Genomic DNA, 25,496 nt, shown 5'->3' with positions numbered 1-25,496 from the left:
CGGGCAGGCCTCCCGGCCGGCCGTTCCCGCTTCAGCCTAGTACGGCGGGGTCCGGTTCAGCGCACTGCCACCCGGATGTTGTTGCGCCACGGATCCTGGAACCGCAGTTCCGCGCCCGTGTGGTGGGACGGCACTCCGGCGGCCTTCAGGCGGTCCGCGAGCGCGCTGACGTCGTCCCCGGAAGGCACCTCGATCAGGACCTCGCCCAGGCCCAGGGTGTCCTTGCGGGGCCCCGCGCCGCGGCTGTTCCAGACGTTCATGGCCATGTGGTGGTGGTAGCGTCCGGCGGAGACGAAGAGGGCCTGCCCGTGCCAGCCGGCGGTCTTCTCGAAGCCGAGGATGCCGACATAGAAGTCGCGGGCGGACTGGACGTCACCCACCTGGAGGTGGACGTGGCCCACGCCGGCCGCGGTGTCCCGCTGTCCTGCAAGGGACTCTTCCGTGAGGTGCTGCTCAAGGTACCGCTGCGGCGGAAGCGCCAGGCTGTCCATCACCACGTCGTCGCCGTTCCATGACCAGTTGCTGCGGGGCCGGTCCCAGTAGAGTTCGATGCCGTTGCCCTCCGGATCGCTGAAGTAGAAGGCCTCACTGACGAGGTGGTCGGCGCTGCCGGTGAAGGAGCGGGGCTCGTACTGCGCTGCCGTTGCGATGGTTGCAGCAAGTGAAGCCTGGTCCTCGAAGAGCAGTGCGGTGTGGAACAGGCCCGCCTCTCCCCTGCCCGGAAGGTTCAGCCCGGGTGCGGGCGCAAGGTGGACCAGGGGTTTCTGCAAGCGGCCCAGGTAGAGCCCGCCGTCCTGCTCGGCCACCACCTCGAGGCCCAGCGCGCGCTGGTAGTAGTCGGCCATAACCTTCATGTCGCCGACCTTGAGCATCACGGTGCCCATGGTGAGGTCGGCGGGAAGGAGATCCCGGCTGGTGGGTTCTGCTGACATTGATCGCTCCTGTGCTGGAGGCCGCCCGAGGATGGGCGCGGCCCGTCACAGTTAAAATTACTTGAAGGTTCAATTTATTCCAAGTGCTTTGCACCTGGGGAATCAGGGAACCTCGCGTCCTGCCAGGAGTACGTGTGACGGTTGCCGCACGGCATCCGGCGCCTTCCGCGGATCCTCCCGGTAGAGCACGACGTCGGCCCGCGCGCCTTCCTGCAGGCCCCGCGCCCCGAGCCATTCCCGGGCGGACCAGCAGGCAGCGTCCAGGGCAGCCGTCATGGGCAGTCCCGCGGAATGAAGGGCAAGGATCTCTTCAGCGATCCTGCCGTGGCGGATGACGCTGCCGGCGTCTGTTCCGGCGTAGATTGCCACTCCCGCGTGGTAGGCCTCCCCCACCCGCTCCAGGCGCCGTTCCCACAGCGCCATCATGCGGTCCGCATACCGCGGGAATTTCGGCTGTGCCTGCGCGGCGATGTCCGGGAACGTGGCGATGTTGATCAGCGTCGGCACGATGGGCACATCCTGCTCCACGAACCGCGGTATGTGCCGGGGCAGCAGCCCGGTGGCGTGCTCAACGCAGTCAATGTCTGCGTCCAGCATCTGGTCCAGGGTGTCTTCCGCGAAGCAGTGCGCCGTGACCCGCGCTCCTTCGTCATGCGCCGCCCACACGGCGTCACGTACGACGGCGGCAGGAAACGAAGGTGCCAGGTCGCCGGCCTGGCGGTCGATCCAGTCCCCGACGAGCTTCACCCAGCCGTCGCCGTCACGCGCCTGTTTCCGCACCGCCTCCACCAGGTCTTCCGGTTCGACCTCGTGGGCGAAGCCGCGCAGGTACCGCCGCGTGCGGGCCACATGGCGCCCGGCACGGATCAATACCGGGAAGTCGCGACCGCCCTGCATCCAGCGGGTATCGGCCGGAGAGCCGGCGTCGCGGACCAGCAGGGTTCCGGCCGCGAGGTCGGCGCGGGCCTGGCCTGCCGCCGTGGCGGCATCAACCGGGCCGCCGGGGCCAAGCCCGATGTGGCAGTGCGCGTCGACCAGGCCTGGCAGCACCCAGCCGGCCAGGACACGGTCCGGTGCCCGCCCGGGGTGGACGAAGGTCAACACGCCGTCCACGGACCACAGGCCCTGCCGCTCCGTGTCCGGCCCGGTCAGGACAGGGCCGCTGAACTCGATGATTTCCGGCATCCGACTCCCTTTTCTCCGCGAGTCAGGCTAGCACCGCCAATGTGACAAAGCCCTCCGAACCGGCTGTGGTAGCTTCGTTGCTGACCACACGGGTGCCCTTGCAGGGGCTGAGATCGGGCTGATGCAGCCTGCGACCGTCGAACCTGTCCGGGTAATGCCGGCGAAGGAAGTGAGTATTCATTGAGTACACCAAAAGAACAGCTGAGCCCTGCCCACAACCAGCCGGGAGCGGCCCCGGCCCCGGTTACCCAGTCCCTGAAGTCGCATTCCCTGGCGTTCGCTGAGGACACGGAGTACGGCATCCGGGTTCCGGTGACGGAAATTTCACTGGAGCCGTCCCCGAATGGCCAAGCCAACGCGCCGTTACGCATTTACCGGACGGCCGGTCCGGGCAGCGACCCGGTCCGGGGCCTTAGCCCTTTCCGGTCTGAATGGATCCTGGCGCGGGGGGACACCGAGGCTTACGGCGGCAGGGAGCGGAACCTGCTCGACGACGGCCGCTCGGCCGTCCGCCGCGGAGCCGCCTCAGCGGAGTGGAAGGGCACGCAGCCGGTGCCGCGCCGTGCCGTCGATGGTAGAACCGTGACGCAGATGCACTACGCCCGGCAGGGCATCATCACCCCGGAAATGCGCTTTGTGGCGCTGCGCGAGAACTGCGACGTCGAGCTGGTCCGCAGTGAGCTCGCGGCTGGCCGGGCCATCATCCCGAGCAACATCAACCACCCGGAATCCGAACCCATGATCATCGGCAAGGCATTCCTGGTGAAAGTCAACGCCAACATCGGCAACTCCGCCGTGACCAGTTCCATTGCCGAAGAGGTGGACAAGCTGCAGTGGGCAACCCAGTGGGGCGCCGACACGGTGATGGACCTGTCCACCGGCGACGACATCCACACCACCCGCGAGTGGATCATCCGCAACTCCCCCGTCCCCATCGGCACCGTCCCCATTTACCAGGCCCTGGAAAAGGTCAACGGCGAGGCCAACAAATTGAGTTGGGAGGTCTTCCGGGACACCGTCATCGAGCAATGCGAGCAGGGCGTGGACTACATGACCATCCACGCCGGCGTCCTGCTGCGCTACGTGCCCCTCACCGCCAACCGCGTGACCGGCATCGTCTCGCGCGGCGGCTCCATCATGGCCGGCTGGTGCCTGGCGCACCACCAGGAGAACTTCCTCTACACGCACTTCGACGAACTGTGCGAAATCTTCGCCAAGTACGACGTCGCGTTCTCACTTGGCGACGGCCTGCGGCCCGGTGCGACGGCGGATGCCAACGACGCCGCCCAGTTCGCGGAGCTGGACACGCTCGCCGAGCTGACGCAGCGCGCCTGGGAATACGACGTCCAGGTGATGGTGGAGGGGCCAGGCCACATCCCGTTCCACCTCGTGCGGGAGAACGTGGAACGGCAGCAGGAACTCTGCAAGGGGGCGCCCTTCTACACACTGGGCCCGCTTGTCACGGACATTGCGCCTGGCTACGACCACATTACGTCCGCCATCGGGGCCACGGAGATCGCAAGATACGGCACCGCGATGCTCTGCTACGTCACCCCAAAGGAACACCTGGGCCTGCCCAACAAGGACGATGTGAAAACCGGCGTGATCACCTACAAGATCGCAGCACACGCAGCCGACCTCGCCAAAGGCCACCCCGGCGCGCACGAACGCGACGACGCCCTGTCCAAGGCCAGGTTCGAGTTCCGCTGGCGCGACCAGTTCGCCTTGTCCCTGGATCCCGTGACGGCCGAGGCGTTCCATGACGAGACACTCCCCGCCGAGCCAGCCAAAACCGCGCACTTCTGCTCCATGTGCGGGCCCAAGTTCTGCTCCATGCGGATCAGCCAGGACATCCGAAACGAATACGGGTCCGCGGAAGCCCAGGCAGCCCGGGTGTCCGGCATGCGGGAGAAGAGCAAGGAATTCATGGCGGCCGGCGCCAAGGTGTACCTGCCGGAGCCCCGTGTCCCGGCAGGAGGGTAGCGGCAGCAGCGGCGCGGCCTGCCCGGTGGCTAGGAGGCCCGGGCCGGCCGGGTCCTGCTGACCTCGGCGATGAAGGAGCGGATGGCCCGGTCGCCGTCGGGGGTGTCCTGCGGCCGGTGTCCGCCCGGCGAGATCCGGTGCCATGCCCCGGTTTCCTGCAAGTAGCCGGCGATCTCCTCATAGAGGGGTTCCCATCCGCCCGTGAGGACCAGGGTGGGGACACCCGGGACGATGTGCAGCGGAGCCTCCCAGGACGGCGCCTGCAGACGCAGGCGCCGTCCGGCGCGTTTTTCCTCCGCGGTGGCGGGTTCCTGAAGGTCCGTGGCGTAAACCCTCCGCACAAACTCGCGCTGGAACTCTTCGTCAGTGAGCTGGTGGCGGCGTTCGAACAGCGGCTGCATCAGCGCGATGTGCGCTGCGGTGGCGGGCAGCTCCGCTGTAAGGGACAGGCAGGCCGGCTCCACGAGGGTGAGGGAGTAGACGAGGTCCGGGCGTTCGACGGCGGCCATCATGGCTGCCACGGCGCCCTGTGCGTGTGCCACGACGTGTCCGCCGGCGGCGCCGCGGCCATCATCAGCGAGTGACCGCAGCACTATTGCGGCGTCCTCGGTAAACGAGGACTCCACGGGTTCCGCGACGGAATCGAAGCCGTAGCGGCGCAGGAAAAGGGCATCGTAGGACAGAGCCATGCCGTGCTGGCGCGGCCAGGCAGCGGCGCCGAAGCTTCCGGCGCCGTGCACGAACACTACCCTCTGCTTGAACATGTCCCAACCCTATTCCACGGCGCCGACAGTCCAACCAGGTAGCGCCAAGTGTCGCTTTGACCGCTCAAAACGACAGTTGGCGCTACTCAGTCGGGGCACCGCTACTTGCCGAGGAACTTATCGAAGCCCTTGGGCAGGTTCAGCTGGGACGGATCGAAGTCACCGGACTGCTGGCCGAATGCGGCGCCGGTGGGCAGGGCCTTGGCGGCGTTGGCGCGGCGGGCCTCGGCTTCCTTGCGCTCCTGGGCTGCCTTGGCCGGGTTGCCCGACTTTGCCTTCTTCTTGGGCGCGTTCTTGGCGTTCTTGCGCGCTCCGCCGCCGGCGCCGGGCAGCCCCGGCATCCCGGGCATTCCCGGCATGCCGCCCTGGGCCATCTTCTTCATCATCTTCTGGGCCTGCGCGAACCGCTCCAGCAGGCCGTTGACCTCGGACACGTGGACGCCGGAACCACGGGCGATGCGGGCACGGCGGGAGCCGTTGATGATCTTGGGGGCCAGGCGTTCGTGCGGCGTCATGGAACGGACGATGGCTTCCACGCGGTCGATCTCGCGCTCGTCGAACTGCTCAAGCTGCTGGCGGATGTTCTGCGCGCCGGGCATCATCATGAGCATTTTCTTCATCGAGCCCATATTGCGGATCTGCTGCATCTGGGCCAGGAAATCCTCGAGGGTGAAGTCTTCCTGGTCGGCGAACTTCTTCGCCATCCGGGCAGCTTCGTCTTTGTCCCAGGCCTTTTCCGCCTGTTCGATAAGGGTGAGGATGTCGCCCATGTCCAGGATGCGCGATGCCATCCGGTCCGGGTGGAACAGCTCAAAGTCGTCCAGACCTTCGCCCGTGGAGGCGAACATCACGGGCTTGCCGGTGACCGACGCAACGGACAGCGCGGCACCGCCGCGGGCGTCGCCGTCGAGCTTGGAGAGCACGATGCCGGTGAAGTTGACGCCCTCGTCGAAGGCCAGAGCCGTGTTCACGGCGTCCTGGCCGATCATGGCGTCGATGACGAACAGCACCTCGTTCGGCACGATGGCGCGGCGGATCTGGCGTGCCTGCTCCATCATGTCGGCGTCCACGCCGAGGCGGCCTGCGGTGTCAACGATGACGACGTCGTGGAGTTTCTGGCGGGCTTCCTCGACGCCGGCGCGGGCCACGGCCACGGGGTCACCGGCGGGCTGGTCGAGTTCGGTGGAGGTGGCTCCGGGATGCGGGGCGAAGACCGGCACCTTGGCGCGGTCGCCCACCACCTGGAGCTGGGTGACGGCGTTGGGGCGCTGCAGGTCGCAGGCCACGAGCATGGGGCTGTGGCCCTGGGACTTCAGCCACTTGGACAGCTTGCCGGCCAGGGTGGTCTTACCGGCACCCTGGAGGCCGGCCAGCATGATGATGGTGGGGCCGTTCTTGGCGAGGCGGATACGGCGGGTCTCGCCGCCGAGGATCTCCACGAGTTCCTCGTTGACGATCTTCACGATCTGCTGGCTGGGGTTCAGGGCGGCCGAAACCTCGGCGCCAAGGGCGCGCTCCCGGACCCGGCCGGTGAATTCACGGACCACGGGCACGGCAACGTCGGCGTCCAGGAGGGCGCGGCGGATCTCGCGGACTGTGGCATCGACGTCGGCCTCGGTGAGGCGGCCCTTGCCGCGGAGATTCTTGAAGGTTGCTGTCAACCGGTCAGAGAGTGAATTGAACACGCGCGGTGCACTTCTTTCAGGAGATGATCGGGACTCGACTATCTAGGGTACCAAGTCGGGCCTGCCAGATGGCATGCTGGCAAAATGACGAGCCCAACTACTGTAAGAACCCTGCTCATCCTCGGTGCCTCTGGGGACCTCACCGGGCGGCTGCTCCTTCCGGGCCTGGCGCGCCTGGTGTCGCGGGGCCGGGCTGCAGGCCTTCGGCTGGCCGGGGCAGGGTCCGACCCCTGGACCCCGGAACAGTGGCGCGAACGGGTCCGGACATCTTTCGCGGCTGCCGCGGATGCCGCCGGAACCGAAGGGCGGGAAGCGCTGAGCGCGCTGGAAAAGGACACGGTCTACCACCAGCTGGATGTCACCGCAGCCGGAGCCCTCGCAGCCCTGCTGAACAGCCTCGAAGGCCCCGTGGCCGTCTACTTCGCCCTTCCGCCGCGGGTCAGCCAGCTCGCCTGCGAGTTCCTGCGCCCTGAAGAGGTGCCGGCCGGCACCCGCCTGGTGATGGAGAAACCCTTTGGTTCCAGCGAAGAGTCGGCGCGTTCCCTGAACCGGACCCTGGTGCGGCTGGTCCCCGAGGACCACATCCACCGGGTGGACCACTTCCTGGGCAAGGCCACGGTGCTGAACATCCTGGGACTGCGCTTCGCCAACAACTTCCTGGAGCCCGTCTGGAACCGGCAGCACATTGAGAAGGTGGAAATCATTTTCGATGAGGACCTCGCCCTGGAGGGGCGGGCCCGCTATTACGACGGCGCCGGGGCGCTCCGGGACATGATCCAAAGCCACCTCCTGCACATCATGGCCCTGCTGGCCATCGAGCCTCCAGCCACCATCCGGGAGCGCGACCTCCGTGACGCCATCTCCGCCGTCCTCCGCGCCGGCAGCGTCAACCAGCCCTTCGCGGCGTCCACCAGGAGGGCGCGCTACACGGCGGGAACCGTCGCAGGGAAGACCGTACCTGACTATGCCAGGGAAGAGGGCGTGGACGCAGGCCGTGGTACGGAGACCCTCGCCGAGATCGAGGTGATGATCGACAACTGGCGGTGGAAGGGCGTCCCCTTCATCCTGCGCTCCGGCAAGGCACTGGGCGCCAAGCGCAAGGAAGCTGTTGTCACGTTCCGCCCGGTGCCGCATTTGCCCGCCGGTTTCACCGGGGTTGATTCGCCGAACCAGCTCCGCATCGGGTTCGGGCCGGACACCCTTCAGTTCGACGTGGACGTCAACGGTCCCGGTGATATCTTCAGCCTCAGCAGGGCGACCCTTGAAGCCCAGCTGAGCGCCTCGGAACTCCTGCCGTACGGTGAGGTCCTCGAAGGTGTCCTCACCGGCGATCCGCTGCTCTCCGTCCGCGGCGACACGGCGGAAGAGTGCTGGCGGATTGTCGAGCCGGTGCTGGCGGCATGGCAGCAGGAAGCGGTCGTGCTGGAGGAGTACGACGCCGGCTCGTCCGGACCTGCAGCGTGGCCCGCCACGCCGCGCCGGAAGTAAGCCGCGGCCCGGCGGGCTGGACAAGGGCCGCAGCAGCACGCAGCAGGGCGGGCGGGGAACCTTCCAGTTCCCCGCCCGCCCTGCTGCTTGTTGCTGGCGGAAGCCCCCTAGATGGCGGCCACTCCCCGCTCGCCGGTACGGACCCGGACGGCCTCGAAGACATCCACGGTCCAGACCTTGCCATCCCCTGCCCGGCCGGTGTTCGAGCTGGCGATGATGACGTCCAGGATGTCATCGGCCTGCTCGTCGGTGGCCAGCACCTCCACCCGGATCTTGGGCAGGAGGTCCACGTTGTACTCGGCACCGCGGTAAACCTCGGTGTAGCCGCGCTGCCGGCCGTAGCCGCTGGCTGCGCTGACCGTCAGGCCCTGTACGCCGTATGACTCCAGTCCTTCCCGGATGGCCTCGAGCTTTTCCGGCCTGACGATTGCGGTGATCAGTTTCATGCCCCCACGCTTTCCTTGCCTGTTGCTGATTCGTTCTGCTGACCAGCCGGTGCGGGCCGGTCAGCGGGATCCTGCTGGGTCTTGCCGGTGATCACGTCGTGCAGCGGCTGGAAGGTTCCCCCGTGCCCGCCGACCCCGAACTCGTATGCCGTCTCGGCGTGCAGGCTGAGGTCCACGCCCACCGTTTCCTGTTCCTGCGAGACCCGGAAGCCCATGGTCTTGTGGATGGCCAGGGCGATGATTGCCGTCAGGATGGCGGAGTAGGCGATGGCGATGCCGGCAGCTGCGAGCTGTGCCCACATCTGGGCCATGCCGCCGCCGTAGAAGAGGCCGCCGCCCACACCGTCGGTGGGGAGGGCGATGAAGCCAAGGGCCACGGTGCCGATGATGCCTGACACGAGGTGGACGCCGACGACGTCGAGCGAGTCATCGAATCCCCAGCGGAACTTCAGGCCGACGGCAAGGGCGGAAGCGATGCCGGCCACCAGGCCGAGGCCGAGGGCGCCGACCGGGCTGACGTTGGCGCAGGCCGGAGTGATGGCAACGAGGCCGGCGACGACGCCGGAGGCTGCACCGAGGGAGGTGGGGTGGCCGTCGCGGATGCGTTCGGTGATCAGCCAGCCGAGCATGGCTGCGGCAGGCGCTGCGAGGGTGTTGACCCAGATCAGGCCGCCCTGCTCAGCGGTGGTGGCTGCGCCGCCGTTGAAGCCGAACCAGCCGAACCACAGGATGGCAGCGCCGAGCATGACGAAGGGGATGTTGTGCGGGCGGTGGTTCGGGTCCTTGCCGAAGCCCTTGCGGTTGCCGATGATCAGGACCAGGACCAGTGCAGCAACACCGGCGTTGATGTGGACCACGGTGCCGCCGGCGAAGTCGATTGCCGGGCCGAGGGCCTGTCCCACGGCGCCTTCGGGGCCGAACAGTCCGCCGCCCCACACCATGTAGGCCAGCGGGCAGTAGACCAGGGTGACCCAGACCGGGACGAAGACGCTCCAGGCGCCGAATTTGGCGCGGTCGGCGATGGCGCCGCTGATCAGGGCCACCGTGATGATGGCGAAGGTGGCGGCGTAGCCAACCTTGATCAGTCCGTCCGGCGTGTCAATGCCTTCCAGGCCGAACGTGGCGAACGGGTTGCCGACGATCTGCATGAAACCGTCGCCGGAACTCATCGACGCGCCCCAGAGAACCCAGACTACGCCCACCATGCCGATGGAGATGAAGCTCATCATCATCATGTTCAGTGCTGCCTTGGCACGGGTCATCCCGCCGTAGAAAAATGCCAGGCCCGGTGTCATGAACAGCACGAGCGCTGCCGCCACCATGAGCCATACGTGACCTGCGGTAAGTTCCATGGTGCACGTCCTCTCTTCTCGTTCTTGCGGAAGTCCTCCGCCTGCCAACGCCGTTTTGCGTCCTGTAACGAGTGTGTCCGCGGCGTGTTTCACCCGGAGAGGAATTAGATTGCCGCCCTGTTACAACAACCTCTAGGAAGTAAATGGTGCATATCCGCCTTGTTACGGTTGTGTTTCATCACTTTCGCCGGGCACGGATGCCCCACTCTGCAAGGAACTGCGGCCCATGACAGCACCACCCCGCGGAAGCGGCGCCACGGCAAGGATCCTGGCGCGCCTTCGGCCCCGGCGGGAGAAGCTGCCCCGGGACATCAAGGTGATGCTGGCCGCCGCGTTCCTGATAGCGCTTGGATTCGGGCTTGTTGCGCCCGTATTGCCGCAGTTTGCCACCACATTCGGAGTGGGAAACACGGAAGCAGCCGTGATTGTGGCCATTTTCGCCTTCATGCGGCTGGTCTTCGCGCCTGCCGGCGGGACGCTCATCGGCCGGCTGGGTGAACGTCCGGTCTACGTTGCGGGGCTGCTGATCGTGGCCGCGTCGACCGCGGCCTGCGCCTTCGCGGCTGACTACTGGCAGCTGCTGCTGTTCCGCGGACTCGGCGGCGCCGGCTCCGTGATGTTTACGGTTGCGTCCATGGCGCTGGTGGTGCGGCTGGCTCCGCCGGAAAGCCGTGGCCGTGTTTCCGGGGCCTATGCGTCGGCTTTCCTGATCGGCAACGTGTGCGGACCGATCGTGGGCGGACTGCTTGCCGGCTACGGACTCCGGGTCCCCTTCCTCGCCTACGCCGCGGCCCTGGTGGTGGCCGCCGTCGTGGTGCAGACCCAGCTGAGCCACGAGCGCCGGGGGTCCGGGGAACGGCAGAAGCAGGCCCCTGATATGCCCTTCGCGGAGGCTCTAAGGGTGGGGGCATACCGGTCGGCATTGTTCTCGAGCTTCGCCAACGGCTGGGCGACCTTCGGGGTCCGGATGGCCACCGTTCCCCTTTTGGCGGCGGTTGCGTTCGGTTCCGGTCCGGAAGCTGCAGGCCTGGCGCTGGCTGTCTTCGCCGCCGGAAACGCTGCGGCCCTGACGTTTTCGGGGCGGCTGGCCGACAGCCTCGGCCGCAGGCCGATGATGGTCTATGGCCTTGTTGTGGCAGGGTTGGCGACGGGGGGCATCGGCTTCACCCAGGACCTGCCGTGGTTCCTGGCCGCCTCGGCGCTTGCCGGCGTCGGCTCCGGATTGTTCGGTCCGGCACAGCAGGCCGCAGTCGCGGATGTGGTGGGCAACGCGCGGTCAGGCGGCAAGGTTCTGGCGGTCTACCAGATGACGTCCGACGTCGGCGCGATCATTGGGCCCGTCCTCGCCGGCGTGCTCGCGGACCGGCTGGGTTTCGGCTGGGCTTTCGGCGTGACCGGGGGCATCATGCTGGTGGCGGCCTGTGCGTGGCTGGCCACGCGGGAGACCTTGCGGCCCGCCACGGCGTAAGACGCGGAAAAGCCCGGCCGGGACGCCCCCGGCCGGGCTTTTAACCTGCCTAGTTCAGCAGTGCGTCAACAAAGCCTTCGGCTTCGAACGGGGCGAGGTCGTCAGCGCCCTCCCCGAGGCCGATCAGCTTCACGGGGACACCCAGGGTCTTTTGGATAGCCACGACGATGCCGCCCTTGGCCGTCCCGTCCAGCTTGGTGAGAACGATGCCGGTGATGTTGACCACCTCGGAGAAAACCCGCGCCTGGTTGAGCCCGTTCTGGCCGGTGGTTGCATCCAGGACCAGCAGGACCTCGTCCACCTCGGCCAGCTTCTCCACCACGCGCTTGACCTTGCCCAGCTCGTCCATGAGGCCCACTTTGTTCTGGAGCCGGCCGGCAGTATCGATCATGACAACGTCGACTTCCTGGTCAATACCGGCCTTGACGGCCTCGTACGCTACCGACGCGGGATCGGCGCCGTCAATGTCCGACTTCACGGTGGGAACGCCAACGCGCTGGCCCCAGGTGGCCAGCTGCTCGGCGGCGGCGGCGCGGAAGGTATCCGCGGCCCCCAGCAGGACATCCTTGTCCTCGGCAACCAGCACGCGGGCCAGCTTGCCCACGGTAGTGGTCTTTCCCACGCCGTTGACGCCCACCACCATCATGACGGCCGGCTTGTCCGCGTGCCGCTGGACGTTGAGGCTGCGGTCCATCGTGGGGTCCACGAGCTTGACCAGTTCTTCCCGGAGCAGCTTTTTGACCTCGTCAGGGGTGCGCGTGCCGAGCACCTTGACGCGCTCGCGCAAAGAGTCCACCAGCTGCATTGTGGGTTCCGTGCCAAGGTCCGCCAGCAGCAGCGTCTCCTCCACCTCGTCCCAGACGTTTTCGTCGATCTTGTCGCTGGAGAGCAGGGCCAGCAGGCCCTTGCCCATGATGTTGTTGGAGCGGACAAGCCGTTCCCGCAGCCGCACCAGCCGGCCGGCCACGGGCAGCGGGGTTTCGACGGGGATGACTTCCAGGCCGGCGGCATCATCCGGAACAGTGGTGGTGTCCAGGTCTTCGACGTCGCCGTCCGCCGGCGCCTTCCGGTCCACCGCAGGTGCCGGCCGGTCCGCGACCAGCGTGCTGCCGCCGGTCTTGATGTCGGGGTCGTTGGCGTCACGCGTACCCGGGTACCGGGTGATATTCCTCCGCGTCTTGACCAGGACCGGAATCAGCCCGCCTATGACCGCCAGGGCAGCAACGATGGACAAAATAATGGGAAGGATGTCATTCACTCCCCTAGCTTCTCACAACAGATCGGGCCCTTTTCCCGGCAGGGCGGCCGTTGTTCCGTCGCGGTGCGGTGCGTTTCCGCCCGAAGCTACGCGTCCGCGCCCAGCCGCTGGCTGATCACCGTGGAGACGCCGTCGCCCCTCATCGTGACCCCGTAGAGCGCGTCCGCCACTTCCATGGTCCGCTTCTGGTGGGTGATGACGATGAGCTGGCTGGACTCCCGGAGCTCCTCGAAGATCGTGATCAGCCGGCCCAGGTTGGTGTCGTCCAGGGCGGCCTCCACCTCGTCCATCACATAGAAGGGCGAAGGCCGGGCCTTGAAGATGGCGACCAGCAGGGCCACCGCCGTCAGGGAGCGTTCGCCGCCGGACAGCAACGAAAGCCTCTTGATCTTCTTGCCGGCGGGCCGGGCCTCCACCTCGATGCCCGTGGTGAGCATGTCGGCGGGGTCGGTGAGGACGAGCCGGCCTTCACCGCCGGGGAACAGCCGCTCAAAAACCCTGGTGAACTGTGCCTGCGTATCCTCGAAGGCCTCGGCGAACACGCGCTGGACCCTGTCGTCCACTTCCTTGATGATGTCCAGCAGGTCCTTCCGGCTCGCCTTCAGGTCCTCAAGCTGCGCGCTGAGGAACTGGTGGCGCTCTTCCAGCGCTGCGAATTCCTCCAGCGCCAGCGGATTCACCTTGCCGAGGCTGGCGAGATCGCGTTCGGCTTTCCGCAGGCGCTTCTCCTGCTCCGCGCGTACGTAGGGCTTTCCCTCCCGGATCTCCTGTCCGCCGGCATCCACCGGGGTGCGCAGGGCTGCCCACTTGTCGCCGCTGTCCTCTGCCGGAACCGGCACCGGGACATGCGGTCCGTAGTCTTCCACCAGGGCCTCGGCGGTGATTCCAAGTTCGTCAACGGAGCGGGTCTCCAGCGCTTCGATCCGGGCCCGCTGCTGGGCCCGCGCCAGCTCGTCGCGGTGGACATCGTCCGTGAGGTCGGCGAGTTCCCTGGCCAGGGCTTCGGTGGCTGTCTTGGCTTCCTTCAGGGCCTGGTCGCGCTGCTCGCGGTTCTCCTCGGCGAGGTCGCGTTCGTGCGTGGCCAGGGCGACGGAGACATCCACGTGGCGGAGTGCCAGCTCCACGGCCTCGGAGACTGCAGAGGAACGCCGGGCCTGGATGCGGCGGAGCCGCGCCCGTTCGGCGGCTTCCTCTCGGGCGCGGCGTTCGGTGGCTGCAGCGCGCTCCAGGGACGCCACCCGGTTGCGGGTGGCGGACAACTGTTCCTCGGCGCTCCGCAGGGAAAGCCTTGCCTCCACCTCGGCGGACCGGGCGGAGGACGCTGCCTGCGCGAGGGCATCGCGCTGTTCCGTGGACGGCTCCTGCTCCATCGGCACCTCCTGGGCGGCGGCGAGGCGCGCGGTGATGGCAGCGAGGGCTTCCTCCTCCGCCACCACATGTGCTTCTGCCCTGGCCAGTGAAGCGGCCAGCCGGTCGCTTTCACCGACCGCGCTGCGGAGCACCGAGTTCAGGTGGCCCAGGCGTTCCGCCACTGCCGCGAGGCGCGCATCGGAGTCGTGCAGTTTGTCGAGGGCGGCGTCGGCCCGTTCCTGTGCCCCGGCGCGCCGTGCTTCCGCAGCGGCGAGAGCGAACCTGTTTTGCTCGATGGCGGACGTGACCTCCGACAGCTGCTTGTCGGCGTCGTCCGCCGCTGCCTGGACTTCAAGCAGCGAGGGAGCCTTTGCCGATCCGCCCGTCACCGACACCGCGGTGAAGACGTCACCGGCAGCGGTAACGGCGGTCAGCGCAGGCTGGCTGGACACGAGCGCTGCGGCAGCCCCGGCGTCGGGAACGACGGCGGTCCGGGACAACAGGTGCCGGGCCAATGCCGTGTACGGACCGCCGCCGTGCAGCAGGCTGCCGGCCGGGCGGGCACCTGCGGGCAGGATACCCACGGCTGTTCCCGGGACGACGTCATCCGCAGCAGACTGCAGGAGCAGCGAGGCCCGGCCGGCATCGTCGGTCTTCAACAGTTCCAGCACCGCCGCTGCTGTCCCGGAGTCCCGGACCAGGACAGCTTCGGAGGCTTCCCCGAGGGCTGCGGCGATGGCCGTTTCAAAGCCGGGCTCCACTGTCAACTCCCCGGCAATACGTCCCTGGACGCCCGGGATCCCGGACTGGAGGACATGGCCGGCGCCGTCCTTGCGGTCCAGGGCCAGTTTCAACGCATCCCTCCGTGCCGCCAGGGCATCACGCTTCCGGATTCCCTCACTGGCGGCTGCCTTGAGGTCGGAGATTTCTGCAATGACGGCGTCCAGCGCGGCGCTTGCGGCCTCGTAGTCGGCGTCGAGGGTTTCTTCGCCTTCCTCAACGCCCGCCACCTGGTTTTCCAGGGCCGTAAACTCCTCCTGAGCGCGGGCGCGCCGCTCCACGCCGGCAGTGAGCGCCTCCCGCAGCCTGCCGAGTTCGGCCTGTGCGGATTCAACCCGTGACCGGGCAGCTGCCACCTGCCCGGCCAAACGTGCCAGCCCTTCCCTCCGGTCAGCCACAGCACGGAGTTCAGCGGTGAGCCGGCGGTCCTCCGCATGCGCGGCCTGCTCAGCCTCGGCCTTTGCCGCGGTGGCGGCTTCCAGTGCGCTGCGCCTGTCCACAATGGACCGCTCAAGCTCTGCAAGCTCCGCGCGGACCCTGGCAGCCTGCCGTTCCAGCTGGTCCGGGTCCCGGCCGGAGGCAGGCGCGGAATCGGCGGAGCCGAGGAGCCGGCTCCGCTCGCGGGCCAGCGATCCCAGCGAACGGAGCCGCTCGCGGGCTGAGGACAGCTGGTACCAGGTATCCCTTGCGGCATTGAGCTTAGGCGTGGCCTCGGCAGCCAACTGCTCGAGTGTTGCCTGTTGCCTCCTCCCGGCCTCGAGTTCCTGTTCGACGGCGGTCCGACGCGCCTTCAGGGCGGCCTCGTCAGCCACATCCTGTTCCAGGGCCAGCTGCAGCTGGACGAGGTCGTCGGCGAGGAGCCGGGCGCGGGCGTCCCGGACATCGAACTGGACCCGCTGCGCCCGCCGGGCAACCTCGGCCTGTTTGCCAAGCGGGGTGAGCTGGCGGCGGATCTCGCCCGTGAGGTCGGTAAGCCGCTGCAGGTTGGCCTGCATACCCTCAAGCTTGCGGACCGTGCGTTCCTTGCGGCGGCGGTGCTTCAGGATGCCGGCCGCTTCCTCGATGAAGCCCCGGCGGTCCTCCGGTGTGGCATGCAGGACGCGGTCCAGCTGGCCCTGTCCCACGATGACGTGCATCTCCCGGCCCAGGCCGGAATCGGACAACAGCTCCTGGATATCGAGCAGGCGGCAAGCGGCGCCGTTGATGGCGTACTCGGACCCGCCGGTGCGGAACAGGGTCCGGGAGATGGTGACTTCGCTGTACTCGATGGGCAGGGCACCGTCGGTGTTGTCGATGGTCAGCGATACCTGGGCACGCCCGAGCGGAGGGCGGCCCGATGTCCCCGCGAAGATGACGTCTTCCATCTTGCCGCCGCGGAGTGTCTTGGCCCCCTGTTCGCCCATCACCCAGGCGAGCGCGTCGACGACGTTCGACTTGCCGGAGCCGTTGGGGCCGACAACCGCGGTGACCCCGGGTTCGAAGTCAAAGGTGGTGGCGGACGCAAAAGACTTGAACCCCCGGACGGTAAGGCTTTTGAGGTGCAAGGCTTTGGGGTCTCCTGGGTGGCTGTAGCTGTCGCGTCGCAGTCCCAAATCTACTGCGTTGCGGGCAGAAATCCCGGACGCGTGCGGCCTGTCCTGTGGATTGCCTGCTACCAGCGTCCGTTGCGCGGTCGGGGCTGGCACACAGGGCAGGTGTGGGACGAGCGGTTCATGAACTGTTCCCTGCGGATGGTGGCGTGGATTCCCGCAGCCGCGCACCGCGTGCACGGCTCCCCTTCACGGCCGTAGGCATTGAGGGAGCGGCCGAAGTATCCGGACGCACCGTTGACGTTGACGTACAGGGAGTCGAAGCTGGTGCCGCCGGCTGCGAGGGCGTCCACCATCACTTCACGGGCGCTCTGCAGGACCCGTTCGGCTTCGCTTCTTCGGAGTGTGTCCGTTGGCCGGGCGTAGTGCAGCCCGGCACGCCAGAGCGCTTCGTCCGCGTAGATATTGCCGATGCCGGAGACCAGCCCCTGATCCAGGAGGGCCCGCTTGAGGCCGGTTTTACGCTTGCGGAGCCGCCGGTAGAACTGGTCAAAGGAGAAGTTCGGGTCCAGCGGGTCGCGGGCAATGTGCGCGGCCTCTTCGGCGATCAGGGGAAGGGGGGATTCCGCAAGGCCTCCCGGACCGCCGTCGTCCGTGGGTACCAGTGAGGTGACGAACAGGCCTCCAAAGATCCGCTGGTCGACGAAGCGCAGCTGTTCCGGCATGCCGTCCCGGGCGCTGAGCCGGAGGCGTACCTTGAGATGTTTCTCGTCCGGCACGTCCGGGTCCTGCATGAGAAGCTGCCCGCTCATTCCCAGGTGCGCCATTAGCGCCGCTGAGGGATGCGGGTTACTCCCGGGCGTTCCCGGGGCTCCCGGGCTGCTGTCCAACAGCGGCATCCACAGGAACTTCCCGCGACGGACAACATCGGCAACGACGGCACCTTCGAGGTTGCCGATGAAGTCTCCGGGACCGAGCGCGTGCCGGCGGATGGAGCGGGCATCAAGGACGTCGACGGAGTCGATGGTCCGCCCGCGGACCCAGCTCACCAGGCCGCGGCGGACCACTTCCACCTCGGGGAGTTCGGGCATGGGCTACTTGGCGGCCACGGAGCCGGCGGGACCGCCGGCATCTCCGGCAGAACCGGCGGCGGTGAGGACGCGCCAGGCGTCGGCGGCGGCTTCCTGCTCCGCTTCCTTCTTGGAGTGGCCCATACCTTTGCCGTAGGCGTTCCCGCCAATGTTCAGGACCGCAGTGAAGGTCCGGGCGTGGTCGGGACCGGCACCGTCAACGGCGTAGTGGATGGTGCCCAGCTGGCGGCTGGCCGCCAGCTCCTGGATGCTGGTTTTCCAGTCCGTTCCGGCGCCGAGCACTGCCGCATCCTTCAGCAGGGGCCCGATCAGCCGCATGACCAGCTGGCGGGCGGTCTCGATATCGTTCGACACGTAGGTTGCACCAATGAGCGCTTCCATGGTGTCGGCGAGGATGGATGCCTTGTTCTTGCCCTCGGTGAGCTTTTCGCCCTGTCCCAGGTAGATGTAGTCCCCAATGCCGAGGCTGCGGCCGATGTTCGCCAGGGCACGCGTACTGACAACGGCTGAGCGGCGTTTTGCCAGATCGCCTTCGGGAAGGTCCGGATGGTCCCGGTAGAGGGCGTCCGTCACCGAGAAGCCGAGGATGGAGTCACCCAGGAACTCCAGCCGCTCATTGGTGGGTATGCCGCCGTTTTCGTAGGCATACGAACGGTGCGTGAGCGCAAGACGAAGCGTCCCGGCGTCAATAGAGACACCGAGACGCTTCAAAAGCTCTTCAGTTGAAGACATCAGGTCAGCCCGAGCGGCCGATTAGACGTCAGCGACCTTGCGGCCCTTGTACTCAAGGAACAGCGCGGTGCCGGCAGAGTCAGTGACGACCTTGGCCTGGTGCGGCAGGCTGTAGGTGACCTGGCCGTTCTCGACGGTCTTCACCAGGTGGGGGGCGGTCGCCTTCCACTGCGAGCGACGGGCGCGGGTATTCGAGCGAGACATTTTCCGCTTGGGAACAGCCACGGCTAACTCATTTCTCTCTAGACAAACACGTACAGATCAATTTTGCCGGTCAGGCTTAGCCAGATCAGCTAGGGCAGCCCAGCGAGGATCCAGGACCTCGTGGTGGTGCCCCGGCTCGTCTTCCAGGCGGACTCCGCATTCGGAGCATAGGCCCTGGCAGTCTTCCCGGCACACCGGCTGGAACGGCAGCTGCGTAACAACCGCGTCCCGCAACACCGGTTCAAGATCGATTAGATCGTGCTCGACTCGACGTTGCTCTTCATCACCTTCTTCGTACGAAAGCTCGGTGCCTTCGTAGAAGAAAAGTTCCTGCACATTGACCTCAAGGTCATACTCAAGGGGATCCAGGCATCGGCTGCACTCACCGGTTACTTCGGTGAGCACGGTTCCTGATACCAGGATTCCTTCGTGTACGGCCTCAAGCCTCAGGTCCAGCTCGACATCCGAGCCTTCCTGAACGCCAATGAGCGGCACACCAAGGTCACTTGGTGCGGGTACATGTTCCTTCAGCGTCCGCATGCTTCCCGGGCTGCGCCCGAGGTCCTTGACGTCGAACACCAAGGGCGAACCAGCATCTCTTTTAATGAGAACTCCTGTTGAACATATGACCGACGTACCATCTTAGCCTGAAGAACCACAGGGACTCAAACCGGCATACCGGCTGCTCAGAGGTACCGGACAAGCCTACCGTCTTGGCTGCTGATCTGCCGCAGACTCGCCAGCGAGCATCCTGCGGTGGACGGACCGCGGCACGTAATCGGACACGCTGCCACCAAGGCTTGCCACCTCTTTGATAAGCGTGGAAGAGAGGTGGACGTAGTGGGCCTCGGCGGGCAGGAACACCGTTTCCACCCCGCTCAGCTGGCGGTTCATGGTGGCCATGGGGAGCTCGTAGTCGAAATCCGACGACGAGCGCAGGCCCTTGACGATGGCGGAGACACCGCGCTGGCGGCAGTACTCGGCAAGCAGGCCATCCCCCACAGGCTCAACCACAATGCCCTTCAGCGAGGCCAGGGTCTCCCGCGCCATGTCCAGCCGTTCGTCCAGCGTGAACCTGTACTTCTTGGCGTAGTTGGTGGAGATCGCCACGATCACCTCGTCGAAGAGCCCTGCGGCCCGCGCAATCACTTCAAGATGGCCGTTGTGGATGGGGTCGAAGGATCCGGGGCACACAGCTCGTCTCATGCTTTGAAACTACCCCATGAAAAGCCCGGGATACCATGACTGGATGCATCCTCGACGGGAACTTTCCGCACCCACGGCTCCTGCTCCCTGGCAGCGCACGGCACTCGGCGCCAACCTCCTGGCGCCCGACGGCGGACTGGGCGTCACCATTTTTGAGGAGATGACCAGCCTGGCCCTCGAGACCGGCGCAATCAACCTGGGCCAGGGCTTCCCGGACGAGGACGGTCCCCTGGAAATCCGGGAAGCCGCACGGGCCGCCATCGCGGCAGGAGCAAACCAATATGCCCCCGGCAAGGGCATCGCCGAACTGCGCGAAGCCGTGTCCGCGCACCAGGAACGCTTTTACGGACTCACCCCCGACCCCGCGACGGAAGTCATCGTTACCACGGGCGCCACCGAAGGCATCGCAGCCTCGCTCCTTGCCCTCGCCGGTCCCGGCGACGAGGTGCTGACCTTCGAGCCCTTCTACGATTCCTACGGCGCTGTCATCGGGCTCTCCGGGGCCACCCACGTCACTGCGCCGCTGCTGGCTCCTGATTTCCTGCCGGACATGGCAGCGCTCGAGTCCGCCTTCAACGGGCGGACCCGCGTGGTGCTGCTCAATAATCCGCACAACCCTACCGGGGCTGTTTTTCCGCGGCAGGTGCTGCAGCGGATACTGGAACTGGCGGAACAGCACAACAGCGTCGTCGTCACGGACGAGGTCTATGAGCACCTGACGTTCGGCGTCCGCCACGTTCCCGTCGCATCCCTGCCCGGGGCTGCAGGGCGCACCATCACCATTTCGTCGGCCGGAAAAACGTTCTCCCTGACAGGCTGGAAAATCGGCTGGTTGTCCGGTCCGGAAGATCTGGTGGCCGCAGTCCGGACTGTCAAGCAGTTCCTGACCTATAGTTCGGGGACCCCGTTCCAGTCGGCCATCGCCGCTGGCCTTGCGCTGCCGGATGCCTTCTATGACGGGATCGCGGCAGACCTTGAGCGCAAGCGGGACATCCTCAGCGCAGGCTTGCGCGCGGCAGGATTCGACGTCTTCACGCCGCAGGGCACCTACTTCGTCAACGTAGACACCGCCCCGTTGGGAATCACCGACTCCGTGGACCTGGCCAGGCGGCTTCCAGGGCTTGTCGGCGTTGCAGCGATACCGGTGCCCGTGTTCTGCCATCCCGAGGGGGCTGACCGGACGCGGAGCCTGCTCCGCTTCGCGTTTTGCAAGAAGACGGCGGTCCTGGAGGAGGCCGCCGGTCGGCTCGCAACGCTGGGCCGAAAGCTCTGATGTCCGGGGGCAGCCGGGGCCCGGCGGCCAGGTTCCTGCGCACCACCGGCCAGCACGCCTCCATCGAACCGGATGCCTTCACTGAAGGCAGCTACGTGCTGAGCATCGGTGGGGCCGAGCAGTCCCATGTCAACCTGGCCCACCCCGAGGAGATCTTTTACGAGTACCTCCGAAGGATCGGACACCTGGTTGACCTTGCCGCGCCTTCCGGAGCCCCGGTCCGGGCTTTGCACCTGGGCGCCGGCGCCCTGACGCTGGCCCGCTACATCCAGGCCACCCGGCCAGGGTCCGTACAGTACGCCGTCGAGCTGGAACGTGAGCTGCTTGACTTCGTCCTGCGGCAGCTCCCCCTTCCCGAAGGAACGGACCTGCATACCATCACCGGTGATGCCCGGGCGGCACTCGGTCAGCTGGATCCTCAATCCGCCTTCGACGTCGTCATCCTGGACATCTTTTCGGGGCCGGACGCTCCCGCCCACATCGCCTGCACCGATTTCTACCGGGAGGTACAGGCAAGGCTTGCGCCGGACGGGGTGCTGATTGTCAACGTGGGCGACGAGCCGGGTCTGACGCTTGTCCGCAGCCAGGTGGCGGCCATGCGGCAGGTGATGACGGATGTGGCGGCCTTTGCCGAAGCAGGGATGTTCCAGGGACGATACCCCGGCAACATCATCCTCGCCGGAACCCAGGTGCCCTGGCCCGGTGAGTGGACGGCGGAACTGGCCGCCCGGGGACCCCACCCCGCCACGGTCCTTGCCGGCGTGGACCTGGATCCGTTTACGGGTCAGCCGCGGCCGTAGTGCTGCGTGGCGGCCTGGACACCTACGGCCCGGCCGTTTCCGCCTCTTCCACCGCCGAAATATCGTCCCGGTCAATGGCATCCGGAACGTACGGTTCGGCAAACCACAGCCTTGTTTCCCCGTATTTCTTTTCTGCGAAGCGGGTGAGCGCTTCCGGCCATTCCGGTTCAGGAGACCGGGACGAGCGTTCCACCACAACGACGGCCGACGGCGCCAGGTGCGCGGCGAGCTTGGAAAGCACGGCGGACAGCGCCGTCTCCTCCAGGGGATAGGGCGGGTCGAGGAAGACCAGGTCCCACGTGTCCCCGGGGGTTGCCCGGTCCAGGAACGGTTCGACCTTGGACCGGTGGACCGTCACGGCCTTGCGCCCCAGGACGCCATTGAGGAGGTCGGCGTTCCGCTGGCAGACGGCGCTTGCCTTGGCGTCGGATTCCACGAGCTCCACTGCCTGCGCACCCCTGCTCCCGCTTTCCACCCCCAGGGAACCCGAGCCGGCGTACAGGTCGAGCACCCTGGCACCGGCGATGACGTCGAACGCGTCAAGCCGGGAGAACAGCGCCTCCTTGACGCGGTCGGTGGTAGGCCTGGTAAGGGAACCGGGAACGGCAGACAACGGCGTGCCGCCCGCCGCTCCGGCGATGATCCTGCTCATGGGGTCCCCCCGGGTATGCCTGGTCCCGCGGACTGCGCACCGTCCGCATCCAAGGTTCGGTCAGCCGCGCTCAAGGAACGCCTCCTTCTCCGGATTGAGGTACTTGTCGATGGCATCGGCCAGTTCCGGGTGGCGGGACAGGAGGGGGTCCTTGCCCACAATGTCCTGTGCATCCTCCCGTGCCCTTGCAATGACGTCCCCGTGTTCCAGGACGCGCAGCAGTTTCAGGGTGGAGCGCCCGCCGGACTGGGAGGCTCCCAGGATGTCACCCTCGCGGCGGAGCTTCAGGTCTTCATGGGAGAGCACAAACCCGTCAGTGGTGGAGGCCACTGCTTCAAGCCGCCGCCGGCTGGGGTGCCCCGGTTCCAGTGCCGTGACCAGCAGGCAGGTTCCCGGCAGGCCGCCCCGGCCCACCCGGCCGCGAAGCTGGTGCAGCTGCGAGATACCGAAACGGTCAGCATCCAAAATCACCATCAGCGTTGCGTTATGGACATCGACGCCCACCTCGATCACTGTGGTGGAAACCAGCAATTTGACACTGTTGTCCACGAACCCGGCCATGGTGGCAGACTTCACCTCGGGATCCTGCCGTCCGTGCAGCGGAGCCAACGGAACCCCGGAGAGGGACGGCTCCGCGAGCAGGTGTTCGACGACGGCCGTCACCGACGCCAATTCGCGTGCGTTGTCCTCCCCCTCCAGGCCGGCGGGCTCGGCCTCCCCGGGGCTGAAGTCGCCGTCGTCATCGGTGCCGATCTTGGGGCATACGACGTACACCTGGTGGCCGGCGTCGATTTCTTCGCGGGCACGTGCCCAGATGCGCCCGGCCCAGGCGGGGTTCTCGGCGAGCCCCACCAGGTGCGTGGTGATGGGAGCACGGCCCTTGGGCAGCTCATCGAGCATGGATGTCTCAAGGTCACCGAAAACCGTCATGGCAACAGTGCGGGGAATGGGGGTGGCGGTCATGACCAGGAGATGCGGCGGCTTCCGCGCTTTCGCCCGCAGAGCGTCGCGCTGCTCCACGCCAAACCGGTGCTGCTCGTCCACCACGATCAGGCCAAGGTCATAGAACGAGACGTTGTCGCTAAGCAGGGCATGGGTCCCGATGATAATCCCGGCCGTGCCGGAGGCTGCATCCAGCATGGCCCGCTTGCGTGCCGCCGTGGGCATGGACCCGGTCAGCAGCGTGACCTGCACGGAGGCACCGTCCGCTCCGCCCAGGGGACCCAGCAGTCCGTCCCGGGACAGCGGACCGAGGGTGCGCCGGATCGATTCATAGTGCTGGGCGGCCAGGACTTCGGTGGGTGCCAGGAGCGCCGCCTGTCCCCCGGCGTCAACCACCTGCAGCATGGCCCGTAGGGCCACCACCGTTTTCCCGGAGCCCACTTCGCCCTGCAGCAGGCGGTTCATGGGGGTATCGCGGGCCAGTTCCATCGCCAGCGTCTTTCCGACGGCGGCCTGCCCGTCGGTCAGCGAGAAGGGAAGGCTGCGGTCAAAGGCTGCCCGGGCTCCGTCCTCCACGGGGCGCCTGGCGGTAGCTTCCTCCGCCGCCAGCTGCGCCCTGCGGCGGGCGAGGGCGGACTGGAGTACGAACGCTTCCTGGTAGCGGAACCTGTCCCGGGCCCGCGTCCAGGCAGTGGCGGACTCGGGGGCGTGGATCAGCCGGTAGGCCTCTGCGAGGGGAAGGAAATTCTCTCGCTCAGCGACGGCCGGTGGAACCGGGTCCGGCAGGGATTCAAGGTCGGCGGTTTCGAGCAGCGCCGTGATGACTTTCTGGATTTTCCAGCTGGGAAGCTTGGCGGTTGCCGGGTACACCGGGATGGGCATGGCGGCGAGCTTACCGGCGTCCTGTCCGCTGGAGGTGAAAGGGTCCTCATCCAGGACGTGGTAGTCCGGATTGGTGAGGCCAAGGGAGCCTTTGAAGCTGGTGACCCTGCCCGAGAACAAGGCGCGCCGGCCGGGCAGCAGTTCCGCCTTGGCGCGGTAGGCGTTGAAGAAGCTGATTTTGAGCGTGCCGGGAACTTTGCCGCGGTAGTCCGTGCCGCCAACGAGCCGCAGCCCCGACTGGCCGTCGTCGTCCGAAATGACGACGTCGGTGATGGTCCCCTTGCGTGCCCGCATGCTCCGGGTGCTGGTGGACAGCACCCGGGCGATGAGTGTGACGTCCTCGTCGCGGGGAATCCCGCTGATGGGCGTCAGTTCGCCACGGGTGAGGTACCGGCGCGGGAAATAGTTCAGCAGCCCCGCCACTGTGGTGATGCCCAGGTGCTTCTCGATGACGGCGGCGGAGCGTTTGCCGACCCGTCGTTCCAGGGGCAGGTCAAGCTCAGCGTTCATGCCCGCCGGAGTTCACAGCGTCGACATCCGCGTTCCGTGGCTGCGCGAGCTCGCTGATGCTCATTTGTGCCGGCTCACCCAGGGAGCGGATGATGGCGACCACAGGGCCCGCGTCGGGAACATGGACATGCACCCGCCACCGGTAGTTGCCGTGGTCATCCGCACCGCTTCCCACCTGGCTCATGATGACTGATTCGCCAATCTCGTCGAGCCGCTGCCGGAGGGTCGCGGCGTTCAGGGGCGAGAGGCTGATGGTGCACATCACCTCGACGCCGTCGTCGTCCGGCATGTCGGCGTGGATGTGGGGATCGGCGACGTCGTAGCCGTGCAGCCCGTCGAGGAGTTCGCTTTGCAGCTCCTCACCGAGGACGGCGGAGCGGAGGCAGTCGAGGATCAGGAGCATTCCAACGCCTCCGGCGTCCACAACGTGGGCCGAGGTCAGCGCATCGAGCTGGTCCTCGGTCTGGATCACCGCCGCGAGCGCACCTTCGACGGCTGCGTCAAGGGCAAGGCCAAGCGCGTGGTTGCTGTCGTCTCCGTTTTGTCCCGCATCCACGGCTGCCGCTGCCCGTGCCGCGGCCTCCATAACGGACAGCATGGTGCCCGGTACAGGATCGCTGAGGGCGGACCAGGCACGGATCTGTGCCCGGTTCAGTGCCGCCGCGAGCAGTGTGGACGTAAGCCGCGTGTGTCCGGCGAGGGGTTCGGCGGCTGCGCACAGGAATACCGAGAAAAGGGTTCCGGAATTCCCCCGGGCCTCCTCCAGGGCAGCCTGCCCGGCGGTCGCAAGCAGGGCTCCCACATCGGTCTGGGCGGGCTGGTCGCCGTCCGCGGCCAGGGAGCGGGCCGCGGCGCGGACTGTCAGGTAGAGGTTGGTTCCGGTATCCCCGTCCGCCACCGGGAAGATGTTGATGGCGTTGAGGCGGTCACTGTGATTGCCCAGGGTGGTTTCAGCCTTGCCCAACCACCTCTTCATCGCCTGCG

At 66.9% G+C, this 25,496-nt stretch carries 21 protein-coding genes and 1 riboswitch; of the genes, 5 read left to right on the top strand and 16 right to left on the bottom strand.

Annotated features, from left to right (window positions below):
* Nucleotides 1–56: 56 nt before the first annotated feature.
* Together FDW83_RS13225 and FDW83_RS13220 are read right to left on the bottom strand one after the other, a co-directional pair.
* Complete coding sequence (locus tag FDW83_RS13225) at nt 57–932, bottom strand: VOC family protein (protein ID WP_138138553.1); 876 nt, start codon at nt 930–932, stop codon at nt 57–59.
* A 102-nt stretch (nt 933–1,034) separates the two neighbouring features.
* On the bottom strand, nt 1,035–2,117 hold the full coding sequence (locus FDW83_RS13220) for an amidohydrolase family protein (RefSeq protein WP_138138552.1): 1,083 nt from the start codon (nt 2,115–2,117) through the stop codon (nt 1,035–1,037).
* A 78-nt stretch (nt 2,118–2,195) separates the two neighbouring features.
* Nucleotides 2,196–2,303, top strand: a riboswitch (TPP riboswitch).
* On the opposite strand from FDW83_RS13220, the gene thiC reads away from it, so the two are divergent.
* A complete protein-coding gene (gene thiC, locus FDW83_RS13215; protein WP_138138551.1) occupies nt 2,298–4,100 on the top strand; it encodes a phosphomethylpyrimidine synthase ThiC in 1,803 nt (600 codons plus the stop codon). (Overlaps the previous riboswitch by 6 nt.)
* Nucleotides 4,101–4,129: 29 nt before the next feature.
* Here the strand turns inward: thiC and FDW83_RS13210 are convergent, their stop codons facing one another.
* Both FDW83_RS13210 and ffh read right to left on the bottom strand, forming a co-directional pair.
* Complete coding sequence (locus FDW83_RS13210) at nt 4,130–4,864, bottom strand: alpha/beta fold hydrolase (RefSeq protein ID WP_138138550.1); 735 nt, start codon at nt 4,862–4,864, stop codon at nt 4,130–4,132.
* A 101-nt stretch (nt 4,865–4,965) separates the two neighbouring features.
* Entirely contained in the window at nt 4,966–6,549 is a 1,584-nt protein-coding gene (gene ffh, locus FDW83_RS13205; RefSeq protein WP_138138549.1) for a signal recognition particle protein, read from the bottom strand.
* A gap of 84 nt (nt 6,550–6,633) precedes the next feature.
* Here ffh and FDW83_RS13200 point away from each other — a divergent pair, with 84 nt between their 5' ends.
* A complete protein-coding gene (locus tag FDW83_RS13200; protein ID WP_138138548.1) occupies nt 6,634–8,037 on the top strand; it encodes a glucose-6-phosphate dehydrogenase in 1,404 nt (467 codons plus the stop codon).
* A gap of 107 nt (nt 8,038–8,144) precedes the next feature.
* On the opposite strand, the gene FDW83_RS13195 is transcribed toward FDW83_RS13200, so the two are convergent.
* Nucleotides 8,145–8,483 (bottom strand): P-II family nitrogen regulator, encoded by a 339-nt coding sequence (locus FDW83_RS13195; RefSeq protein ID WP_056349123.1) that lies wholly within the window; start codon nt 8,481–8,483, stop codon nt 8,145–8,147.
* On the bottom strand, nt 8,480–9,835 hold the full coding sequence (locus FDW83_RS13190) for an ammonium transporter (RefSeq protein WP_138138547.1): 1,356 nt from the start codon (nt 9,833–9,835) through the stop codon (nt 8,480–8,482). Before FDW83_RS13190 ends, FDW83_RS13195 begins: the two co-directional genes overlap by 4 nt.
* 226 nt (nt 9,836–10,061) lie before the next feature.
* Here FDW83_RS13190 and FDW83_RS13185 point away from each other — a divergent pair, with 226 nt between their 5' ends.
* Complete coding sequence (locus tag FDW83_RS13185; RefSeq protein WP_138138546.1) at nt 10,062–11,303, top strand: MFS transporter; 1,242 nt, start codon at nt 10,062–10,064, stop codon at nt 11,301–11,303.
* A 49-nt stretch (nt 11,304–11,352) separates the two neighbouring features.
* Here FDW83_RS13185 and ftsY read toward each other — a convergent pair whose 3' ends face one another.
* The 7 genes from ftsY to coaD form a co-directional block, all read right to left on the bottom strand.
* A complete protein-coding gene (ftsY, locus tag FDW83_RS13180; protein WP_138138545.1) occupies nt 11,353–12,561 on the bottom strand; it encodes a signal recognition particle-docking protein FtsY in 1,209 nt (402 codons plus the stop codon).
* Between the two features lie 86 nt (nt 12,562–12,647).
* The gene (gene smc, locus FDW83_RS13175) at nt 12,648–16,235 is read right to left on the bottom strand and encodes a chromosome segregation protein SMC (protein WP_138138544.1); all 3,588 of its coding nucleotides are present in this window, start codon (nt 16,233–16,235) and stop codon (nt 12,648–12,650) included.
* A gap of 107 nt (nt 16,236–16,342) precedes the next feature.
* Nucleotides 16,343–17,311, bottom strand: a complete 969-nt coding sequence (mutM, locus tag FDW83_RS13170) for a bifunctional DNA-formamidopyrimidine glycosylase/DNA-(apurinic or apyrimidinic site) lyase (RefSeq protein WP_138138543.1) — start codon at nt 17,309–17,311, stop codon at nt 16,343–16,345.
* Nucleotides 17,312–17,314: 3 nt separating this feature from the next.
* Nucleotides 17,315–18,043 carry a ribonuclease III gene (gene rnc / locus FDW83_RS13165; RefSeq protein WP_138138542.1) on the bottom strand — a complete coding sequence of 243 codons (729 nt, stop codon included), beginning with the start codon at nt 18,041–18,043 and terminating at the stop codon, nt 17,315–17,317.
* A 21-nt stretch (nt 18,044–18,064) separates the two neighbouring features.
* Entirely contained in the window at nt 18,065–18,268 is a 204-nt protein-coding gene (gene rpmF, locus FDW83_RS13160; RefSeq protein WP_009356569.1) for a 50S ribosomal protein L32, read from the bottom strand.
* Between the two features lie 36 nt (nt 18,269–18,304).
* A complete protein-coding gene (locus tag FDW83_RS13155) occupies nt 18,305–18,829 on the bottom strand; it encodes a DUF177 domain-containing protein (protein WP_138138541.1) in 525 nt (174 codons plus the stop codon).
* Between the two features lie 123 nt (nt 18,830–18,952).
* Nucleotides 18,953–19,453: a pantetheine-phosphate adenylyltransferase gene (gene coaD, locus FDW83_RS13150; protein ID WP_138138540.1), complete on the bottom strand. Its 501-nt coding sequence runs from the start codon at nt 19,451–19,453 to the stop codon at nt 18,953–18,955.
* Nucleotides 19,454–19,496: 43 nt separating this feature from the next.
* Between coaD and FDW83_RS13145 the strand changes: the two genes are divergently transcribed.
* Both FDW83_RS13145 and FDW83_RS13140 read left to right on the top strand, forming a co-directional pair.
* Nucleotides 19,497–20,726 (top strand): aminotransferase class I/II-fold pyridoxal phosphate-dependent enzyme, encoded by a 1,230-nt coding sequence (locus FDW83_RS13145; RefSeq protein ID WP_138138539.1) that lies wholly within the window; start codon nt 19,497–19,499, stop codon nt 20,724–20,726.
* On the top strand, nt 20,726–21,526 hold the full coding sequence (locus tag FDW83_RS13140) for a spermidine synthase (RefSeq protein WP_171027551.1): 801 nt from the start codon (nt 20,726–20,728) through the stop codon (nt 21,524–21,526). The genes FDW83_RS13145 and FDW83_RS13140 overlap by 1 nt, the downstream gene beginning before the upstream one ends.
* 22 nt (nt 21,527–21,548) lie before the next feature.
* Here FDW83_RS13140 and rsmD read toward each other — a convergent pair whose 3' ends face one another.
* Genes rsmD through FDW83_RS13125 form a run of 3 tightly spaced genes read right to left on the bottom strand, consistent with a single transcriptional unit; the run spans nt 21,549 to nt 25,488 of the window.
* Nucleotides 21,549–22,178, bottom strand: a complete 630-nt coding sequence (gene rsmD, locus FDW83_RS13135) for a 16S rRNA (guanine(966)-N(2))-methyltransferase RsmD (RefSeq protein WP_138138538.1) — start codon at nt 22,176–22,178, stop codon at nt 21,549–21,551.
* A gap of 60 nt (nt 22,179–22,238) precedes the next feature.
* The gene (locus tag FDW83_RS13130) at nt 22,239–24,512 is read right to left on the bottom strand and encodes an ATP-dependent DNA helicase RecG (RefSeq protein ID WP_138138537.1); all 2,274 of its coding nucleotides are present in this window, start codon (nt 24,510–24,512) and stop codon (nt 22,239–22,241) included.
* Nucleotides 24,502–25,488 (bottom strand): DAK2 domain-containing protein, encoded by a 987-nt coding sequence (locus FDW83_RS13125; RefSeq protein WP_138138578.1) that lies wholly within the window; start codon nt 25,486–25,488, stop codon nt 24,502–24,504. The genes FDW83_RS13130 and FDW83_RS13125 overlap by 11 nt, the downstream gene beginning before the upstream one ends.
* Nucleotides 25,489–25,496: the final 8 nt, after the last annotated feature.

The organism is Pseudarthrobacter sp. NamE2, from assembly GCF_005796205.1.
GTDB lineage: Bacteria > Actinomycetota > Actinomycetes > Actinomycetales > Micrococcaceae > Arthrobacter.
This window is presented reverse-complemented; position numbering and strand designations above follow the sequence as displayed.